This is a genomic window from Pseudoalteromonas sp. CNAT2-18.1 (assembly GCF_022347865.1).
Lineage (GTDB): Bacteria > Pseudomonadota > Gammaproteobacteria > Enterobacterales > Alteromonadaceae > Pseudoalteromonas > Pseudoalteromonas ruthenica.
Genome location: NZ_JAKRFR010000007.1, coordinates 126,658 through 144,301, shown reverse-complemented (window position 1 = coordinate 144,301; position 17,644 = coordinate 126,658). Strand labels below are relative to the sequence as shown.

Genomic DNA, 17,644 nt, shown 5'->3' with positions numbered 1-17,644 from the left:
TGGTAATACGGGTTCCATATTCTCTCCTGCTTTATGGGTTTGGTATTCAGATTCGCAGGTTTTCTTGCTTGTGTCTAGATACCCGCTCGGTATTAATAACAAACCAGATACGTATAGGTTGGCTCTGTGAGGACAGCCTAAGCATTGGTATTACGGCGTATTAGCGCTAGACTAGGGCTCTTGTAATATCATCGTCGGAGTTAACGTGGGTACTGAAGTTGTTAATATTTTAACCATGGCAAAGGTCATTCAAACAGCCGTCGCTCCGGTATTTCTAATCACAGGGATTGCGGCCACCCTTGGGGTACTATCAAACCGCTTGGCGCGGATCACCGACCGTGCTCGTGCCTTGGAGAGAAAACTAAAAATCAGCAGCGATGAAGAGTTTAATCGCTCACTAGCAACAGAGCTGCGCGCCCTGTTAAAGCGTGCGCGTTGTATTCATATCGCTTTTAGTTTCAGTGTACTCAGCGCTACCTTAGTGAGTGCTGTCGTTATGCTGTTGTTTATGGCAAATATCCAAGCCATTAACCTTGGTACTGCTATTGCTGGGTGTTTTATGGTCGCGATGCTGCTGCTTATATTGGCATTTATCGCGTTATTAGGAGAAGTCTTTTTAGCGACTAGAAGTATGCGCAGGGGCATGATATTCGCAGATATTGATCTCGGAGAATAACCACAATTGCACATACCTTCAGCGTTTAGTAGGACTTATTAGTCATTGCAGCGATTATTAGCACACTTGCTCTTGTGTTCACTGCCCTGCTTAGGTAAAAAGAAGGTTGTTTTACGAAAAGGGGCAAATGGAATGAAACTAAAAACATTATTGGCGGCGACTCTGATCGCCACATCGGGTTCAGCACTAGCAAACTCCGTGTTCGAGAAGCCGGAAGATGCGATTGAGTATCGGCAGTCGGTCTTTTCATTGATCCGGGTGCAAATTGGTGACATGGGCGACATGCTTAAGGGTAAGGTTCCTTTTGACGCGGCACGCTTTCAACAACGCGCAGATAACGCTGCAGCGCTATCACAAATGCCTTGGGAAGCGTTCACTGCGGGCTCAGATCAGGGTAATACCGATGCCTTAGCAGCCATCTGGGAAGACAAGGCCACCTTTGATAAAAAAGCCAACTCCTTTGCGCAATATGCCCAAGAACTTGCTGTTGCTGCTAAAAGTGGTGATAAGAAGCAAATCGCTCCTGCTTTTAAAAACTGGGCGAAAGGCTGTAAAGATTGCCACAAGTCATTTAAAGACTAAACAAACCCGCTCATGGCGGTATCAACCAGTATGAAGCTCAAGCTGATTACCATGTTGGAACACCTATAAAAAACGGCGCCTTCAGGCGCCGTTTTTATGTCCATAGCTCAACGAATTAGCTGCGACGACGACGCAACCACATGAGTGGTGCCATCAGTAGCGCTAGCCACCCTAATGAGCCCGAGCTAGTGCTCTTCTTCACAGGAACTTGAGGCTGTGGTTCTGGTTGCTCAGATGCTTCATCAGCTAGGTTAGTGACATTGACCATCACCGTTGCCGTGTTAGAAATATTGCCGCTGGTATCTGTGGCAACAACTTCAAACATTACCTGTTCAAGGCCACTGTCGTAATCAAGCTGTTCGGCATTGGCCACAACGACCTCACCATCGCTGTTGATATCAACGGCGGTCGAGCTTGAGCTCACAACAATAAACTCTGAAATAGCGCCAGCAAAGGTCGCATTTCGCTCAGCGGTAAGTGTACCAATAACCGTACCTTGTTCGGTGTTTTCATCTACCGAGAACTGCGCATCGGCCAAACTAGGCGCCACTTGCATATCATTGCGCGGTGAGGTGACAACGGCTTTGGCACCATTGGTAGATAGAATAGTGAAGTTAGCATCAGCAAATAAGAACTGTGCACTTTCCCCAGGAGCAATACTCTGTACTTCATCACCCTGATCATCTACTGCCATTGCCACAATTTGTGCAGGTGCGAAGTTATAGTTACCTTGAGCAGTATCAACGGCGTTACTGCCACCTGTTGGGAAATTATCAGGTGCGGTTCTGAAACGTACCGTAGCATTGACATTGCCCAAGTCCGCCGCAGTCAGACCATAATCACCAATACAGTTTTGCAGTGTTACGTAGTTAGTCGCACTGTCGAAGTACAAGTTGCTCAGATTACCGCTTAATTGACCATAAGGCGTTGTAAAGGTAATAGGTGTAGGTGTCGCGCCGCCAAACAGTGAGTAGTTTAGCGAGTGGGCTGTGACATCCCAGCGGCCATCACCATCCATATCAAAATCTGCGGCGAAGCCACCCATATCAGCGTGGGCTACAGGCTGGTCAACAACCAAAGTTGTAAATACGCCATATCCTGATTCACAGAACGAGGCTGGTACAGCCAATGTCTCGACACTGCCAGCTACAATATCTAAACGACCACCATCACCCACTGTGTCTGTTACTGTATTTTCAACAATCACCGGTGTGAGCTCCGCAGCACCTTGGTTGTGCAATGTATAAACGACACCTTGCTCACCTTTTTCGGCGCTGATCACAGGTTTTGCCGCAGCACGTGGAAGCACATGATAAACCAAGTGCAAGGCCTGCTCACCGCCTTCACTAAAGACCAACGCACCATCTAGCTCTGAGTCAGTCAGCAACTCAGTCGCTGCTAAGGTGTCAATATTGCTGCCACTTAGCTGCCACTCTGGTAATGTTGTGGGGTCAATAGTCATTGCCACTTCAAACTCGACGGATTGGCCCGCCGGAATAGTCACTGAAGTGGGATACTCAGCCATTAAGCTACCGCGTTCAACATCGTCTGCAAAACGCTGCTCTAAACTGAGCTCATATGTCTTAGCACTGCTTGAGAAGTTTTTAACTACCACGGTTTTAGTCATCGTGGTTGTTTCACTTAAGCTTTGCAGCCCGAATGACAGCGCAGCTTGATGCGTGTCTTTTGCCCACGCCGCTACCGGTAGGTTGGCAGCCTTTTCTACGTCAACCAAACCAGAGCCAATGGCGCTAATCGGTGCCATTGCTGCGTTCTCATCAAGCGCACGTGGGGTGACGGTAACATCAAGGTTTGCTGCGTTCATCAAGGTTGCTTTAAGTTCCATCGCGTTGCGCTCTGGTAAAGCCTCTTTAAGCATACTGATAGCACCAGCAGTAATTGGGCCTGAGAATGACGTGCCTGTTGCTCCTGAAAGCCCTGTGCCTGTGCCAGGCTCGGCGGTCATGATATTAACACCGGGGGCAGTAATCTCAGGTTTTAATAGGCCGCTGACCGAAGGTCCACGAGAGGTGAAATCGGCCATTGCACCAGGTGTTGCCACTAACTCAGAGGAAATATTGAAGCTAGCGCCGCCTTTTAATTGCGCCCCAGTGGCAAAAGTAACCCCCACTGATGGAATACTCACTGCTTCGTCAAATCCGCCCATAGGCGCAGGCGTGCCATCATCAACGTTATTGGCGATAATAACAAAAGCAGCACCATTAGTTTGGGCAGCCAGTACTTTATCAGTGAAGTTACAGCCACCACGGTCCACCACTACAGCCTTGCCTGTAAAATCAACACCTTCAGCAAAAGGCTCACAAGCGGTTTGGTTGGCATCTGGATAAACCAGCTCAATGTCATCGCTGCTAAAGCTGAACGCACCTGGGCCAAAATTGGCGCCCTGAATAACAGCTTCTTCGCCTGCCACTGTGCCTTCAGCCACACGAGTCTCATCCGTTGGGTGAGTCATGGCTCCCACAGAAAGTGCATTTTCAGTGGTGCTTGGGCCACCAACGATAAATGGATATGCACCATCGTTGCCGGCAGAGATAACCACACTTGTACCTAACTTGGCGGCGCGATTAATAAATAAGCCTACCGCATCTTCCGCAAGGTCACCGTAGTCGCCACCTAAAGACATGTTAACTACATCGACGCGGTCTTCAATATCCATGTCGCCATTGGGGTCCATCGCTGATTCTAGCGCCAGTAATTGTGCAAGCCCTGGACAACCACCGCCACACACTGAATACACAAACAATTCTACATTAGGTGCAATCCCCGTTACCGAGTGTGAAACATGTGTACCGTGACTTGTGCCGAAGTCAATCGGATCGGCATCATTATTAAAGTAGTCATAGCCACCTTTAACAATACCTTGCGGCCAAGTTACCGTCGTGGGATCGGCAGTGGCTGCGTCATAAGCTGCTTGCGTACCCTCACCACCAAATACTGCGTGGGTATAATCAATGCCGGTATCAAGCACTGCCACTCGAACTCCTTCACCAGTCGCGATTTGGCTCTCAACTAAGGGCGTTGCTTTGATGTAATCAGCGCTATCAGCCACATTAAGCTCGTAGTCGTAAACCGGGTAGATTTCTTTCACATCCTCGTGTGCCAGCACTTTTCTCACTTCAGACTCATCGCCGTTAACGACAAGCGCATTAACCAGCTTAGTGGTGCGTGTGATCACATTGAGATTTAAATCGGCACTTTGGATATTACTTAATACACGCTCTTGCGCTTGCGAGATTTGCGCACTTTGCGTGGCTTGCTGATCTTTGCTTACTGAAAACATCGGCTCACTGTTAAGCTCAATAAGCCAAGATACAGCACGTTTGTTCTGTTTTTTAATGTCGCCAAGTTGGCGCTCAATTTTGCTTTGATGTTGCGGTGTAAAAATTTTATTCTGTGGTTCTAATTCTGAAGCTGCGACTTGAGTGCTAAGCAAGGCAGACGACACGCCCAGTGCTAATGCACTCAATTTGAGTTTATTTGAAGCCATAATTTTCCTCTGAAAGACATCATTATTGTTGTTGTTCAATTGCAACTATAATGAAAACAAAAAGAGGAGCAAGATTAAATTAATGTAAAATTATTATAAGTAAGTTGGAAGGCGGGCTATGCCCGCTCAATGGGTCACTATGAATATGTAACAAAGTATGTTTTAAATAAGACTTACGAGTGGCTCGTAACCCCAAGTACATAACAACGCAGCCAGTATAGCTGCAAAAACGACGAACGCGGGCCAAGCAGGTTTGACTACCGCTGTTTCTTGCAATGCATTATTGCGACCGGTGATCATCGCTGGTACCAGTCTTTTACCTTTCAATGCATAAATCACAATAGCAGCAATATGCAAAGCAATGGCGGCTAGGATAAAGTCAAAGTTTTGATGGTGCACGGACGAGGCCCACTCAACCCAATCGTAAGATACATATTGGACTAAAGGACCATCGGTAAGAATGTCGTCTGTGGTCATCAATCCGCTGAGCAGTTGCACCAATAACAGTGCAAAAAATAGCAACACCATATAGCTGCCCGCCGCATTATGCCCGGCCACTTGTTCGCTTTGTTTGAGCGCCCTAAACACGGCTTTGGGTGAGTGTAATAACTTGCGCAAACGAGCACTTTCGCTACCAAAAAGCCCCCATAACAAGCGAGTTGCAAGCAATGCTAAGGTAATGTAGGCGAGCACAAAGTGTAACTCCATCGCGCCCTCCTCCGCAGAGAAATAGAGGCCAGCAATACACAGCACTAAACTCCAATGAAAAAAGCGTATAAACCCATCCCAAACTTTCATTTTTGACTCCTTAACTTGGCAATATTGCGATTATGCCAAACTCTGTGTCATGCTGCGTGCTTGATCGTAAAAAACTTTGCTTATGTCTGCTGTTACAAACGCTAAAAACCGAATCCGCTTACATCGACTGGCCTTTATCAAAGGTCAGCTCGATATGTTACCGTTAAACTTAGCGGTTTTACCTTGGGGGCTATTGTGTGGCTCGTTAGCGATGCAAAACGGCTTCAGCGCCTGGGAAACACAATTGATGTCGTTGTTGGTCTTTGCCGGCTCGGCGCAACTGGTGGCCATCGAGCTTATCGCTGATCATACGCCACTGCTGACACTGCTGTTTACGACCTTCATTATTAGCTCTCGCCACTTTCTCTATGGTCTGGCAGTACGCCAAAAAGTGATTAGCCAACCGCTGCGCTGGCGCTTGCCCGTCAGCTTCGTGTTAACCGACGAGCTATTCGCCTTTTCCCACCACCGCAAGGCATATCAAACGAAAACACGCCTTATTTATGCGCTCAGCGCTGGCTTTAGCTTTTATGTGGCCTGGAATATATGGACTCTATTGGGCATCTTGGCAGGCCAACTATTACCCGATTTAACCAATTTAGGCTTAGACTTTGCCATCGCCACTACTTTTATTGCCTTGGTTGTGCCCACCATAAAAAACAAAGCAACCTTAGCCTGCGTGGTGATCACCGGGATTTGCGCCGCCACTTTCAAAGCTTGGGGACTGGAACTCTGGTTGGTACTTAGCGCCCTAAGTGGTATGACGGTGGGCTACATGGTCAGTAAGGATAGCCAATGATACTGACGACCATAGTGCTTATGGCATGTATCACCTTTGCCAGCCGTTACCTGTTTTTACATCGCGCCTTACCCTTTCGGGTCGGGCCCAAATTGCAGCGCTTTTTAAGCTTCAGTGCGCCGGCGGTACTGACCGCTATTTGGGTGCCCATTGTCCTCCTTCCTGAGGGGCAGTGGCATATTAGTTATCGCAATCCTTATTTACTGGCCGCCGTACTGGCCATTATTGTTGCTTATCGCAGTAAAAGTATCTATCTCACTACCTTAGTAGGGATGGCTGCTTATTTTCTGCTGCGCTGAAAACAAAAAAGGGGCTTTCGCCCCTTCCTAACTTTACTCGTTGAGGTAATCGTCAAAATCATCGTAGCCGAGATTTTTCCGCAGCTTACGCTGCTCTAGATAATCATCAAGCTTCTTTTTGACCTTGCGCTTACGACGGTCATGTTGGTTACGCCCCATCGCTTCGTATTCATCTTCAACAAATTCGTCATCTAACGCATCATAGGAATATGTTTTACCCACAATACACTCCAGTTAATTACAATCATTGTGCGCGGCTCAAGCTTAGCTTCACCACGACCAAGAGCCTACGCCCTTAAAATGAATAAATAGCTGCAAATGGCAAAACTGGAAAGTGAGATTTTTTTATCGTTTCAACAAATATCTTTTATTGACGTTGATCATCAATGTGCGACTTTCACTAACACCTTGTTAAAAACGACTAAAAGTTAGCTTTTTTTTAAATCTCTAGCAAAAGCCAGCTCACCATAAATCCATAACCTATTGTTTATTATGGAGTAATAATTTTGGCACCGAATTTGTAATGTATCTCTCGTAACAACAATCAACGGGAATAATTACAATGAAAACGACAGCAGCCCTTCTTTTTGCATCCATGACGGTAACTACAAGCGCACTGGCACACGAGCAAAAGCCAGGTAACCTCTCATTTGGTTCACAACAGTGCGATATTGAGTTTAAAAGTGATATTCGTATCAACCCAGAACGCATACAAATCACCAATGTCGATAATCAACACATGGTATACGATGGTCAGCAGCTGCTCGTTGATGGTGAAGTTATGCCTCTGACTGCGGCTCAGCAGCAAGCACTGGATAACTACTCTCAGCAACTGCGTAGTTACGTCCCTGAAGTTGCTCAGATTGCCCTTGATGGCGTGAAAATAGCCGGTGTGGCCATTGAGGAAGTAAGTACAGCATTTGGCATTGAGCATAATGATGCGTTACAGCAGGTCGTGGATAATATTGGCAACAATATCGAGCATAGCTTTTATCAAAATGGCGAGTTTGTGATGGGCAAACAAAGCTTTGATGAGCTAGGTGAAGATATTGAGCAACAATTCGATGAAAACTTTGAACAAGCCGTTGAACAGGCGATGGTGCAATCAATAGGCAGCGTGCTGATGGCGCTGGGCTCACAAATGGTCAGCTCAGGTGGCGACATGGACGAGTTCGAGCAGCGCATGGAACGCATGGGTGAGCAAATTGAACAGCGTGTTGAGCTTCAAGCCGCCAATATAGAGCAGCGCGCAGATGCCCTGTGCCATTCATTCTCAGAGTTGGCCGAGCAAGAGGCCCAACTGGTGAGCATGGTCCCAGAACTAAGTGACTTCCAGCTTTTAATTACTAAATAGTCGGAATAATCACCCCTTTCGCACTTGCTGGCAGAGCGCTCCCAACCGCGCTACTGCCACTTCCACTTTATCGCTCCAAGGAATACCATAACTCAGGCGCACACATTGACGGTATTTATCGGTAGCGCTAAATATTGAGCCCGGTGTAATGCTGATCCCCGCGTCCAACGCCAAATGAAAAAGTTCAATCACATCGTATTGGCTTGGTAACTGCAGCCACAAGACACAGCCGCCCTTGGGATTAGTCATCCGCGTTTTTTCCGGAAAATGCTGTAACACCAGCGCCCGCATGCGCTCCTTGTTCAAGGCTAGGCGCTGGCGTAGTGTACGTAAGTTTTTGTCGTAATCGCCACTACTCATAAACTCATACAGGGTCCACTGATTCATCAATGATGATGAACAGCTAATCGCCCGCTTTAAGCGCCGCGCTTGCGCTGCATACTTACCGGCAATCATCCACCCGACGCGATAACTCGGCGCCGCTGTTTTAGACAGCGACGAGCAGGTGATCACTTGCCCTTTGCGAGAAAAGTATTGCGCCGGTTTAGCATGACTATGTTCATACGCCAATTCACCATACACATCATCCTCAATAAGCACCGCCCCTCGTTCCTCAATCATGCGCACCAGTTGCTGGCGGCGCTCATCGGACATTTGCGAGCCCAAGGGGTTGCTAATTGTAGTAGAGAAAATACAGGCTTTGATGTCGTGCTCTGCGAAGGCACGCGCCAAATCATCTGCACAGACACCTTCTTCCGGACACATTGGGATCTCTATGGCTTTCAGCCCCAAGCTTTCAATCATCTCAATGATGCCGAAGTAACAGGGCGATTCGATAGCGACAATATCACCCATTTGCGTAACACATTGCAGCGCAATGTTTAATGCTTCTTGCGCGCCATTGGTAATAACGAGCTCGTCACTATTCACACCGATGGCAAAATCTAAATATCGACCAATGATCTCTTTTTTTAACGGCGCAAAGCCATCCAGTGGGCCATAGTTAATTGCTTGATCGCCAGCTGCGTTCATGACCTTGCGCATAGTTCGGCTCAGTACTTTATCGGTGGCACTCACCGCCACCGGGTTGGCGATCCCCAGCGGGATCACACCGGGCTGATGTAAACCATCGAAAACCTGTTCAATTAATGCCTGCTTGTTAACTGCCACGGGCGAGCGCGCCAATCGCGAGCGCTTTGGCTGGCTGCACGGGAGCACCGCCGCATTTGAGTAAAACCCAGACTTTTCCCGGGCGCTTACCACCCCTTGACGTTCTAACTCCTGATACGCTTGCTGTACCGTAGGAATGCTAACCGAGAGTTTCTGCGCCATGGCCCGCAGCGAGGGAAGTTTTTCCCCTGCATTTAAGGTGCCGTGTTGCTGCATATCTTTAATCAGGTCGACAACTTGCTGATAAAGATAAACAGCGCGCTGCTTGTTAATCGTCCGCGACATAATCTGTATAGGTATCAAAATCACTTTTCTGTGTATGTACAGTATACAGAATCACTTTAAAATACCACCTTTTACGATCACGAGAATTCATCATGAACAACATCCTGCTTTATGTGGTCACTGTGCTCATTTGGGGCTCAACTTGGCTGGCGATTGAGTTTCAACTAGGTAGCGTCCCCGTGGAAGTATCACTATTGCTGCGCTTTGCCATAGCAGCGCTATTGATGTGGGGGTATGTGCTCATCAAACGCCTGCCTATGCGTTTTAATCGCCGCGATCATGTCTTTTTTGCCCTATTAGCATTGTGCAATTTTGGCGCGAATTACCTCATTCTCTATTGGGCGCAAGCCTATTTAACCTCAGCACTGGCCTCGATTGCGTTCAGTATGCTGTTGTTGATGAATATCATTAATACCAAACTGTTTTTCTCTCGTCCCATCGCCAAACGCATTTACTTTGGCGCCCTACTGGGCGTGGTAGGGATTGCCGTACTGTTTTGGCCGGCAATTTCGTCGTTGGATTTAAACAATGGCGTATTAATTGGCTTGCTGCTGGCGTTATCGGGCACCTTAGTGGCATCGTTAGGGAATATGGTCAGTGTGCGTAACTCACAAGCCGAGGTCGGAATTTTACAAGGCAATGCCTGGGGCATGTTGTATGCCACCCTAGGTTTAAGCTTGTATGTGATACTCACTGGCGCCAGTGTCGATTTCGCAGCAACCACAATGAGTTACTGGCTATCGCTGCTTTACTTAAGTACCTTTGGTACGGTCATCGCCTTTGCCTGCTACTTCGTGCTATTAAAAAATATTGGCCCTGAGAAAGCCAGCTATGTGATCGTCTTATTCCCGCTCGTAGCTGTGGTACTGAGCACCCTATTTGAAGGCTTTGTATGGCAAGCGAACACCGTATATGGCTTTGCCTGTGTACTGCTTGGCAATGCCATTGTGCTCACGCCAGTGCACAAAATAACGGCTCGCTTTCGTAAGCCCCGTGTTACTGAGGTACCACAAAAAGCAGTGCGTCCGCTTGGCAGCTAATCACGGCGGGCGTGGTGCCAATGTATTCGCCATCGGCTTCAATACCCAACCCTACAGTTGTCACCTCACAGCGCTTTATAACCGCTGTGGTGATCTGTGCAAGTCGGGTATGCGCGCCAAAGTAACTATATAATAGCGCCACAGCTTGGCGCAGTGGCGCGCCTTGAGCAACGCTAAGGTAATTTAGAGCGCCGCTTGTCACATTGGCATCCGGCGCGACCTTCATGCCACCACCAAAAAACTGACCATTGGCAAAGCAGCACATCAGCTGGCGTTGGTTTGTCACCTTGCCACCAATTTCTACCCTGACCTGCGGGTTAGAGTAGGTATACAAGTGCTTGAGCCCCTCCCAGCTGTATCGCCAACGGGCTAATCGGCCTTTTTTATTTTGCGTTGCGCGCACCACCTCAGCGTCATAACCAACTCCAGCCACATTAACAAAGTAACGATCGTTGATTCGCCCTAAGTCGATACGCTGCGCCGGTGCCCGTAAAGCTGTAACTAACCAATGCGCTTGGCTAACACGCCACTGCCGAGCAAAGTCGTTACCACTGCCACAAGGGATCAACGCCACCTCAACAGCGGTGTAGGCAAACGCATTGACAACCAAGTGTAAGGTGCCATCGCCACCGAGCACCACAACCCTTGTTAAACCATTGCTACACGCTTTCAAACGTTTTAAGTCACGCGCAAAATCCCCGGACGTAGCCAAGCAGGAGTAACCAATAGCCGCTTGCTGCAAACATTTTTCGAGTTGGTCGAGCAACTTTTTTTGGTAACTGGGGTGATAGACCACCAACCAAGATGAACAAGTCGGCAAATGGACACCTTAAAACAAATATGTTTTATCTGAATAAATATGCAGCCTATTTTAATACAGAAAGCTTATCAAGCTTTAAACCCTTAATATAATAAGGATCAAGGTAAAAGCACACAAATATAACCATGCATAAAACACACTAAACCGAAACTTAACAAAAGCAAAATACATAAAAAAAACTTATGCGAAAGGGCCAAAATTTATCGTTTTATTTTTAACCACTTCAGCCTCACAATAGCCATGTTTTCAGACACAGACATAGCGCGGAGCAACCAAGATGAACCCAGTAAACACATTAAACCAAACGGCAGCAAGCCAAGTCGCAGTTAAGCCCAGCAAGCGTAAAGCAAAAATGCTGGCAAAGTTAAACCGCTTCGGTAAGGAACTCGCTCTTAGTGGCGTCGTTCGTTACAAGTAATAAGTTAGATTAATGTTACTTTGGGTGTAAGGCACCAACCAGCTTTACACCCTCAACCTTCCCCCATCGCAGTCTAAAATACCCTCTATTTCACTGAATTAGCACAAAAATCAAGCAAACGACCGTTTTTCTATTTACACCTGCGTTTTGCCTCAGTATTATCCTAGCCCATGGAGAGATGGCAGAGCGGTTGAATGCACCGGTCTTGAAAACCGGCATGGGTTAATAGCCCATCTAGGGTTCGAATCCCTATCTCTCCGCCACATTTTACAAACTGATTCGCGCCGGAGAGGTGGCCGAGTGGCTGAAGGCGCTCCCCTGCTAAGGGAGTATAGGGTTTGTAGCCCTATCGAGGGTTCGAATCCCTCCTTCTCCGCCATTAGTTAAGTTAAAAAACCGCACATTGTTGCGGTTTTTTGCTTTTCGGCGTCCAGTCGCAAGCGTCCAGCCTTCGGCGTCTCAGAACTGCGAAGCAATACTTCGATTTCTTCGACCCTTCTCCGCCATTAGTTATAAGAGAACCGCCTTTACGGCGGTTTTTTTATAACTAAATTTCGAGAAGGCGGACTTGGTGAGCCCCCTCCGTTCGACAAAATGTCCGGAACATTTTGAGCCGCGAAGGCGCCCGTAGGGGCGAGTACAGGACGTGCGAGCGCTTATCCCGACAACCGCTATCAAAACCCGACCACCTTACTCGCGGCTTTTTATAATTAAATTTCCAGTAGGCGGACTTGGTGAGCGCCCGTAGGGACGAGTACAGGGCGTGCGAGCGCTTATCCCAACAACCGCTATCAAAACCCGGTCATCTTACGCGCGGGTTCGCTATCACTAAATTTCCAGTAGGCGGACTTGGTGAGCGCCCGTAGGGACGAGTACAGGATGTACGAGCGCTTATCCCAACAACCGTTATCAGAACCTGGCCTTTACTTTTTCACCACGTTTGCCACCATAGCGCCCCACTATCAACAGCGATGAATATTCACTATGCTACTACACACCCAAGACGCAGAGTCTAGCCAACAACTTTATCAGCACCTTGTCGGTGCCATCACCCCTCGTCCTATTGCTTGGGTCAGCACCCGCAGCGCCACTGGCGTCGATAATATCGCCCCTTACTCATTTTTTAGCGTGGCCAGCTGCCAACCGCCGGTGTTATCAGTTACTCATGTGACACCTCGCACAGGAGAGCCGAAAGACACATTGAAAAACTTGCTGGCAACCAAAGAATGTGTCGTCAATATTGTCACTGAAGACTTGCTCACGGCGATGAATCAAAGCTGCGCCAACTACCCGAGTGATATCAGTGAATTTACGGCCGTGGGTATTGATAAACATACTAGCCACAGTGTATCCGTGCCAGGCGTTGCCGCTGCGCCAGTACGTTACGAGTGCACACTGCGAGAGGTGATTGAACTTGGCTCAGAGCCGGGAAGCGGGCAAGTGATGTTGCTCGACGTTAAAACCATCGACATTGATGATGTTCTATTGGTCGATGGTCGCATCGCACCGGAACGTTTGCCAACTATAGGTAAGCTAGGTGGCGATGCCTACGCGCATACCACCCGTCAAAGCGTGCTTAGTCGCCCAATACTCGATTAGCAACGCTGAGTAACGCCGCAATATCTTGCTCATCATTATAGATGTGCGGTGAAATACGAATACCCAAGCGACGTTCATCGACGCTGATACAGGCTTTGTTTAGTTCCGCTAGCAGGGCCTGTTGGTGACGTCCGCCATGGACAATCAGGGTACCACTGCGCTTCTCGGGCTCCTTCGGCGAGACAATCCACTGCTGCAGGTGCGACCACAGCAATTGTTGCATGGCCAGGTTATGGTTACGCACCTTATCGATGCCGTACTCATTGAACCAGCTAATACTGTGCGCGGCCAAAACATAAGGTGCAATATTGGGAGTCCCGCCCCAAAAACGTAAGGCACTGGGATGGTAGTCAAAATGATGAATATCAAATTCAAAAGGATTGCTGTGGGAAAACCAGCCCACGTCTTTGGGCTGACAGTGCGCTAATTGCTGTTCACTAACCCATAAGTAAGCGGCTCCTGGTCCACCACACAGCCATTTTACGCTCGAGCCGATCATAAAGTCGGGTGCCACTGCGGTTAAATCCAAAGGGATCACCCCCGCTCCCTGAGCTACATCGATTAGCGACAACACTCCCCGCTTTTTCGCGTACTCACAGATATGAGCAACCGGGGCCTGCTGCCCAGAGTTGGAATACACCTGACTAACAAACACCAAATCAGCCTCAGTGTCTAAGTAATGCTGCCATACCTGAGCATCACTGACATCTTCGTGAGCCGGTATAAATCGCAGCTGACAATCCTCAGGTAAGGCTTTTTGCAACACAAAGCCCATACTCGGGAAGTCTTGCTCACTGAGCAGCACTTTGCACCCACCTTTCGTTAGCCGTGGGTGGGCCATCATCAGCTTGGTCAATGCACTGGATAAATTAACCTGCGGGCAAAATTGCCCAGCAGAGCTATTAAACAACCTCGCGAGTGCTTGAGTAAACTGTTCAATAGCCTGCAGCCATTGTGACCAAGGCTCTTGTTGGCCCTGCTGCCAAGGCGCAAAGAACGCCTCATTGAAGGCGTGCTGTGCGGTTGTTAATGGCCGACCCACCGAGTGGCTGAGTAAGTAGGGCCCTTGAGGCAAGACAAAGGTATCTTTCATTAGTTGTCCACCAACGCCGTTAATGTGGCGATATCGTGATAACGGGTGTGAATATCATCGCGCTCACGCGCGGCGCGCTTATCGCGCAGATTAGCGAGTTCGGCCAACAGCACAGGTAAGGGCGGTCCACTGGCCGTTACCTTCGTTTGATGCTGGCTACCAAGATTTTCATTAGGAATACGAATATACTTATCAACCAGCTGGTTATGGTGCTGAATTGCCGTTTGCCCATGCAATTTACACACCCTCAAAAATGCTCTGAGGTTTTGCTGAAACCAGGAACTGCTATGCTGCTGCGGTGCCACCGCTAAAAACTCATCCATAATCGACGGCAAACGCATGCAATTGCGCAGTACGCGCTGATCTTCTGGCATCATGTATAAAAACTTCTCTACCAGCATTTGTGAATAAGCCGGTTCATTGGCGCAGCATAACCCCAACAACATATCGATCACGTTAATACCAGCAAAATCACCGGCATTGGCGCCCCGATAGACCTCTTTGCCAACCCGATAAGGCTTGTAATAGGGGCGCACGGCATAAAAGAACTGCTGTGCATCAAGGTGCTGAAATAAATAGCGGTTACTCTCCAGTACATCTTTTAGCGCTTGTTCGGCCACTAACAATAAATCAGGAACCACAGGGTGAGAAATGCCCAAGGGCTGGATACGCAACAACGCATCGGCGGCCCGCTTGAAGGCCACTATGCCCTTAGTGTTATAGTCAACAAACAAGCGTTCATCGGGCAGATCAGTAAAGCGTTTATATTGGCCATTGATAGCGCGATTATGGGTGGTTAAATGCGCCGTTGCAAAACGAGGGGTAACGCCTATGGACGCGCCAATATGCATAGCCAAAGTCGACGCTTGTTGCAGCGGAGAATACGTTTCTCGTGACGGCTCGGTGATTTCATGACGCCGACACGCCGCCATATATAAGCCAACATTGCCGAGCAAATCAAAGGCACTATCGAAGCCCTCATCGGTATTGCCCTCATCAACTAAATTAGCTATTAACGCGTCTCCTTCGTCTGTGAGTTGCTGCTTCAGTGCATCGCCGACACCATGGACATTGGCACGATCGGCCTGTGCTTGGTAGCGCTGTTCTAATTGATTATTAATTTCGACAAAACGACTGCGGATCCAGTCATCAAATTGCTGTGCGTGCGGTGTCATAGGAGCTACAAAAATATTGCCTTACATAAGGTAAAAATAGCATAAAGCCGGTGGTGCTTTTTATTAACCTCCACTAACATAAACACATAAAAATAATAAAAATCACCATTTAATAAATGATAAATAGCGATAACCACTCAAAAATTAAAATAGATGCCAAGGACCTGCAGTTGCTTGCGCTGCTGCAAGACAATGGCCGGATGAGTGTCAGCGAGTTAGCGCAGCGCGTTAATCTTTCAGATACTCCTTGTATTCGCCGCATCACTAAGCTGCAGCAAGCTGGCTATATTCGTGGCTACCATGCCCGTTTAAACGCCCAACAGCTGGGGTTTCATGTTACCGTCTATGCGCTTATTAAATTGCAGCAAAACTCCGCTCAGGCTGCCGATAACTTCGAAAGCCAAGTGGATGGCTTTTTAGCGGTACAGGAATGTGCGGTGATCACCGGTGAGTATGATTATTTGCTAAAAATTATTGCCAAAGATCTCGGTGACTACGAACACTTCGTCAAACATACTCTCGGAGGCCTTGCGGAGATTGCCGCCATTGACTCCACCGTGGTTTTAAAACAACGTTTCTCTCGCTGGCAGCTGCCGCTGTAGTTGTATATACAGGGTTGCTCGCTATCCGCTAGCTGTCAGTGCAGTGCTTTGGTATGCTGCTAACTTGGATTGATGGAGTACTCCCATGCGTATCGTTATTTTTATGCTGATGTTGATCAGCGGTGTAGGCCACAGCAGCGAAACTTGCCTCGATATAGTCAGCGATGTCGACACCATAACGGCGGCGAAAGAACAAGGCCGCTACCGCTACGCCATTGGTGATGGCCAAGCTGCGGTTGATATCAGCGACAACCCTAGCTTTGCTACCTATTTACGCCGTGCCAATCAGTGGCTAAAGACACACAATCCCCGCGCCCACACTCCTTGCCCCGTAAACACAGCCACAGTGCAACTGCTGCAGCAGCAACAACAGCTTCCTGCCAATACTCAGGTGCATCATTTACTCAGCCCATTTGAGCTGCGTCAGCATAATAATGACAAGGTTGCGTTGCTGTTTCACGGCCTCACAGACTCCCCTTTTAGCTATCATAGCCTCGCGGCCTATTTCTATCGCCAAGGTTTCACCGTGCGGACAGTGCTGTTACCAGGCCATGGCAGTGCCGCAGCTCAGCTTCAGGATGCCGAGTTTTCGCAGTGGCAGCAACTTGCTCACTATGCCATAAACCGTGCCGCTAACGAGTTCAAACAGGTGGTGATTGGCGGCTACTCAACCGGTGCGGCGTTAGCCATGGCCGAGCTTGTAGCCGAGCCTGATAGAGCCAATATCCGCGCCCTTATGCTTTGGTCTCCCGCCAGTGAACCACATAATAAAAATGGCTGGCTAGCAAAGTGGATTGATCGGGTTCCATTCGTAAACTGGATTGATAAAGACGCCGACATAGATTTCGCCAAATATGAAAGCTTTCCTTTCGCTGCCGCTGCTTTAGCCCATCAAGCCATGTCGCGTATTAGTCAAGATGCGCTGACTGAAGCCGAGCTGCCCAATATTCCGTTATTTGTTGTTCAAAGCGAAGTCGATACCACCATTGATGCACGCGCGACCTTAAATATGCTTAAGGTATGGCATGACCCACAAAAACGTCCGCAAACTCGGCACGATATGTTGGTGTTTTATGGTCAACAACAAGCTGCTAGAGCATTGTTAGGGGCCGCGTTCGATATTCGGAGTTATTCATGTCAGCGTGGACAGCCTCCTTGTGAGGACGTTATTGATATCTCTCATATTGGAGTGGTCAACGCGCCACAGCACCCGTACTATGGTCGGCAAGGGCTTTATCGTAACTGCGGCAGCTATTTAGAGGATGATGCCCGCTACCGCCAATGCAAAGTGGGTGAGGTGATCGTCGGTGAGCGCACCGCCGCTAACCTCTCGCAGCAGCGGCCGCTCAAGCGCCTGACCTATAACCCGTTTTATGCGCAGCTAGAGCAAGATATGAGCGCGTTTTTAGCTCGGGTCATGCAGTAA

At 48.4% G+C, this 17,644-nt stretch carries 17 protein-coding genes and 2 tRNA genes; 12 read left to right on the top strand and 7 right to left on the bottom strand.

The window, feature by feature from the left end:
• Nucleotides 1–205: 205 nt before the first annotated feature.
• Together MHM94_RS16295 and MHM94_RS16290 are read left to right on the top strand one after the other, a co-directional pair.
• Nucleotides 206–676: a DUF2721 domain-containing protein gene (locus MHM94_RS16295; protein ID WP_022944979.1), complete on the top strand. Its 471-nt coding sequence runs from the start codon at nt 206–208 to the stop codon at nt 674–676.
• A 132-nt stretch (nt 677–808) separates the two neighbouring features.
• On the top strand, nt 809–1,258 hold the full coding sequence (locus MHM94_RS16290; protein WP_045979403.1) for a cytochrome c: 450 nt from the start codon (nt 809–811) through the stop codon (nt 1,256–1,258).
• 115 nt (nt 1,259–1,373) lie between these two features.
• Here the strand turns inward: MHM94_RS16290 and MHM94_RS16285 are convergent, their stop codons facing one another.
• Together MHM94_RS16285 and MHM94_RS16280 are read right to left on the bottom strand one after the other, a co-directional pair.
• Complete coding sequence (locus tag MHM94_RS16285; RefSeq protein WP_235419991.1) at nt 1,374–4,766, bottom strand: S8 family serine peptidase; 3,393 nt, start codon at nt 4,764–4,766, stop codon at nt 1,374–1,376.
• Between the two features lie 162 nt (nt 4,767–4,928).
• The gene (locus tag MHM94_RS16280; protein ID WP_235419992.1) at nt 4,929–5,564 is read right to left on the bottom strand and encodes a cytochrome b/b6 domain-containing protein; all 636 of its coding nucleotides are present in this window, start codon (nt 5,562–5,564) and stop codon (nt 4,929–4,931) included.
• 112 nt (nt 5,565–5,676) lie between these two features.
• Between MHM94_RS16280 and MHM94_RS16275 the strand changes: the two genes are divergently transcribed.
• Nucleotides 5,677–6,363 (top strand): AzlC family ABC transporter permease, encoded by a 687-nt coding sequence (locus tag MHM94_RS16275; RefSeq protein WP_235420058.1) that lies wholly within the window; start codon nt 5,677–5,679, stop codon nt 6,361–6,363.
• Nucleotides 6,363–6,662, top strand: a complete 300-nt coding sequence (locus MHM94_RS16270) for an AzlD domain-containing protein (protein ID WP_026111113.1) — start codon at nt 6,363–6,365, stop codon at nt 6,660–6,662. Before MHM94_RS16275 ends, MHM94_RS16270 begins: the two co-directional genes overlap by 1 nt.
• Before the next feature lie 33 nt (nt 6,663–6,695).
• On the opposite strand, the gene MHM94_RS16265 is transcribed toward MHM94_RS16270, so the two are convergent.
• Nucleotides 6,696–6,884: a hypothetical protein gene (locus MHM94_RS16265; RefSeq protein ID WP_022944972.1), complete on the bottom strand. Its 189-nt coding sequence runs from the start codon at nt 6,882–6,884 to the stop codon at nt 6,696–6,698.
• A gap of 340 nt (nt 6,885–7,224) precedes the next feature.
• Here MHM94_RS16265 and MHM94_RS16260 point away from each other — a divergent pair, with 340 nt between their 5' ends.
• Nucleotides 7,225–8,016, top strand: coding sequence for a YggN family protein (locus tag MHM94_RS16260; protein WP_235419993.1), 792 nt, complete (start codon nt 7,225–7,227; stop codon nt 8,014–8,016).
• 9 nt (nt 8,017–8,025) lie between these two features.
• Here the strand turns inward: MHM94_RS16260 and MHM94_RS16255 are convergent, their stop codons facing one another.
• The gene (locus MHM94_RS16255) at nt 8,026–9,471 is read right to left on the bottom strand and encodes a PLP-dependent aminotransferase family protein (RefSeq protein ID WP_235419994.1); all 1,446 of its coding nucleotides are present in this window, start codon (nt 9,469–9,471) and stop codon (nt 8,026–8,028) included.
• A 92-nt stretch (nt 9,472–9,563) separates the two neighbouring features.
• Between MHM94_RS16255 and MHM94_RS16250 the strand changes: the two genes are divergently transcribed.
• Nucleotides 9,564–10,511: a DMT family transporter gene (locus MHM94_RS16250; protein ID WP_045979409.1), complete on the top strand. Its 948-nt coding sequence runs from the start codon at nt 9,564–9,566 to the stop codon at nt 10,509–10,511.
• On the opposite strand, the gene MHM94_RS16245 is transcribed toward MHM94_RS16250, so the two are convergent.
• The gene (locus tag MHM94_RS16245) at nt 10,468–11,331 is read right to left on the bottom strand and encodes a YegS/Rv2252/BmrU family lipid kinase (RefSeq protein ID WP_235419995.1); all 864 of its coding nucleotides are present in this window, start codon (nt 11,329–11,331) and stop codon (nt 10,468–10,470) included. The genes MHM94_RS16250 and MHM94_RS16245 overlap by 44 nt on opposite strands.
• 277 nt (nt 11,332–11,608) lie before the next feature.
• On the opposite strand from MHM94_RS16245, the gene MHM94_RS16240 reads away from it, so the two are divergent.
• The 4 genes from MHM94_RS16240 to MHM94_RS16225 all read left to right on the top strand — a co-directional run bounded on the left by MHM94_RS16240 (nt 11,609) and on the right by MHM94_RS16225 (nt 13,348).
• Nucleotides 11,609–11,749: a hypothetical protein gene (locus MHM94_RS16240; protein WP_022944967.1), complete on the top strand. Its 141-nt coding sequence runs from the start codon at nt 11,609–11,611 to the stop codon at nt 11,747–11,749.
• 172 nt (nt 11,750–11,921) lie between these two features.
• Nucleotides 11,922–12,012 (top strand) — tRNA-Ser (locus MHM94_RS16235).
• Between the two features lie 23 nt (nt 12,013–12,035).
• Nucleotides 12,036–12,128, top strand: a tRNA-Ser gene (locus MHM94_RS16230).
• Nucleotides 12,129–12,733: 605 nt separating this feature from the next.
• On the top strand, nt 12,734–13,348 hold the full coding sequence (locus tag MHM94_RS16225) for a flavin reductase family protein (protein ID WP_235419996.1): 615 nt from the start codon (nt 12,734–12,736) through the stop codon (nt 13,346–13,348).
• Here the strand turns inward: MHM94_RS16225 and MHM94_RS16220 are convergent.
• Together MHM94_RS16220 and MHM94_RS16215 are read right to left on the bottom strand one after the other, a co-directional pair.
• Entirely contained in the window at nt 13,326–14,441 is a 1,116-nt protein-coding gene (locus MHM94_RS16220; RefSeq protein WP_235419997.1) for an aminotransferase class V-fold PLP-dependent enzyme, read from the bottom strand. The two genes, MHM94_RS16225 and MHM94_RS16220, sit on opposite strands and share 23 nt — an antisense overlap.
• Nucleotides 14,441–15,616: a monodechloroaminopyrrolnitrin synthase PrnB family protein gene (locus tag MHM94_RS16215; RefSeq protein ID WP_235419998.1), complete on the bottom strand. Its 1,176-nt coding sequence runs from the start codon at nt 15,614–15,616 to the stop codon at nt 14,441–14,443. The genes MHM94_RS16220 and MHM94_RS16215 overlap by 1 nt, the downstream gene beginning before the upstream one ends.
• Nucleotides 15,617–15,732: 116 nt before the next feature.
• Between MHM94_RS16215 and MHM94_RS16210 the strand changes: the two genes are divergently transcribed.
• Nucleotides 15,733–16,218: an Lrp/AsnC family transcriptional regulator gene (locus tag MHM94_RS16210; RefSeq protein WP_045979413.1), complete on the top strand. Its 486-nt coding sequence runs from the start codon at nt 15,733–15,735 to the stop codon at nt 16,216–16,218.
• 85 nt (nt 16,219–16,303) lie between these two features.
• On the top strand, nt 16,304–17,644 hold the full coding sequence (locus MHM94_RS16205) for an alpha/beta fold hydrolase (RefSeq protein ID WP_235419999.1): 1,341 nt from the start codon (nt 16,304–16,306) through the stop codon (nt 17,642–17,644).

Excerpts from the sequence above, each read along its gene's own strand:
- MHM94_RS16290 (WP_045979403.1), top strand. The coding sequence starts at position 809 with ATGAAACTAAAAACATTATTGGCGGCGACTCTGATCGCCACATCGGGT.
- MHM94_RS16285 (WP_235419991.1), bottom strand. The coding sequence starts at position 4,766 with ATGGCTTCAAATAAACTCAAATTGAGTGCATTAGCACTGGGCGTGTCG.
- MHM94_RS16280 (WP_235419992.1), bottom strand. The coding sequence starts at position 5,564 with ATGAAAGTTTGGGATGGGTTTATACGCTTTTTTCATTGGAGTTTAGTG.
- MHM94_RS16260 (WP_235419993.1), top strand. The coding sequence starts at position 7,225 with ATGAAAACGACAGCAGCCCTTCTTTTTGCATCCATGACGGTAACTACA.
- MHM94_RS16255 (WP_235419994.1), bottom strand. The coding sequence starts at position 9,471 with ATGTCGCGGACGATTAACAAGCAGCGCGCTGTTTATCTTTATCAGCAA.
- MHM94_RS16250 (WP_045979409.1), top strand. The coding sequence starts at position 9,564 with ATGAACAACATCCTGCTTTATGTGGTCACTGTGCTCATTTGGGGCTCA.
- MHM94_RS16240 (WP_022944967.1), top strand. The coding sequence starts at position 11,609 with ATGAACCCAGTAAACACATTAAACCAAACGGCAGCAAGCCAAGTCGCA.
- MHM94_RS16225 (WP_235419996.1), top strand. The coding sequence starts at position 12,734 with ATGCTACTACACACCCAAGACGCAGAGTCTAGCCAACAACTTTATCAG.
- MHM94_RS16220 (WP_235419997.1), bottom strand. The coding sequence starts at position 14,441 with ATGAAAGATACCTTTGTCTTGCCTCAAGGGCCCTACTTACTCAGCCAC.
- MHM94_RS16215 (WP_235419998.1), bottom strand. The coding sequence starts at position 15,616 with ATGACACCGCACGCACAGCAATTTGATGACTGGATCCGCAGTCGTTTT.
- MHM94_RS16210 (WP_045979413.1), top strand. The coding sequence starts at position 15,733 with ATGATAAATAGCGATAACCACTCAAAAATTAAAATAGATGCCAAGGAC.
- MHM94_RS16205 (WP_235419999.1), top strand. The coding sequence starts at position 16,304 with ATGCGTATCGTTATTTTTATGCTGATGTTGATCAGCGGTGTAGGCCAC.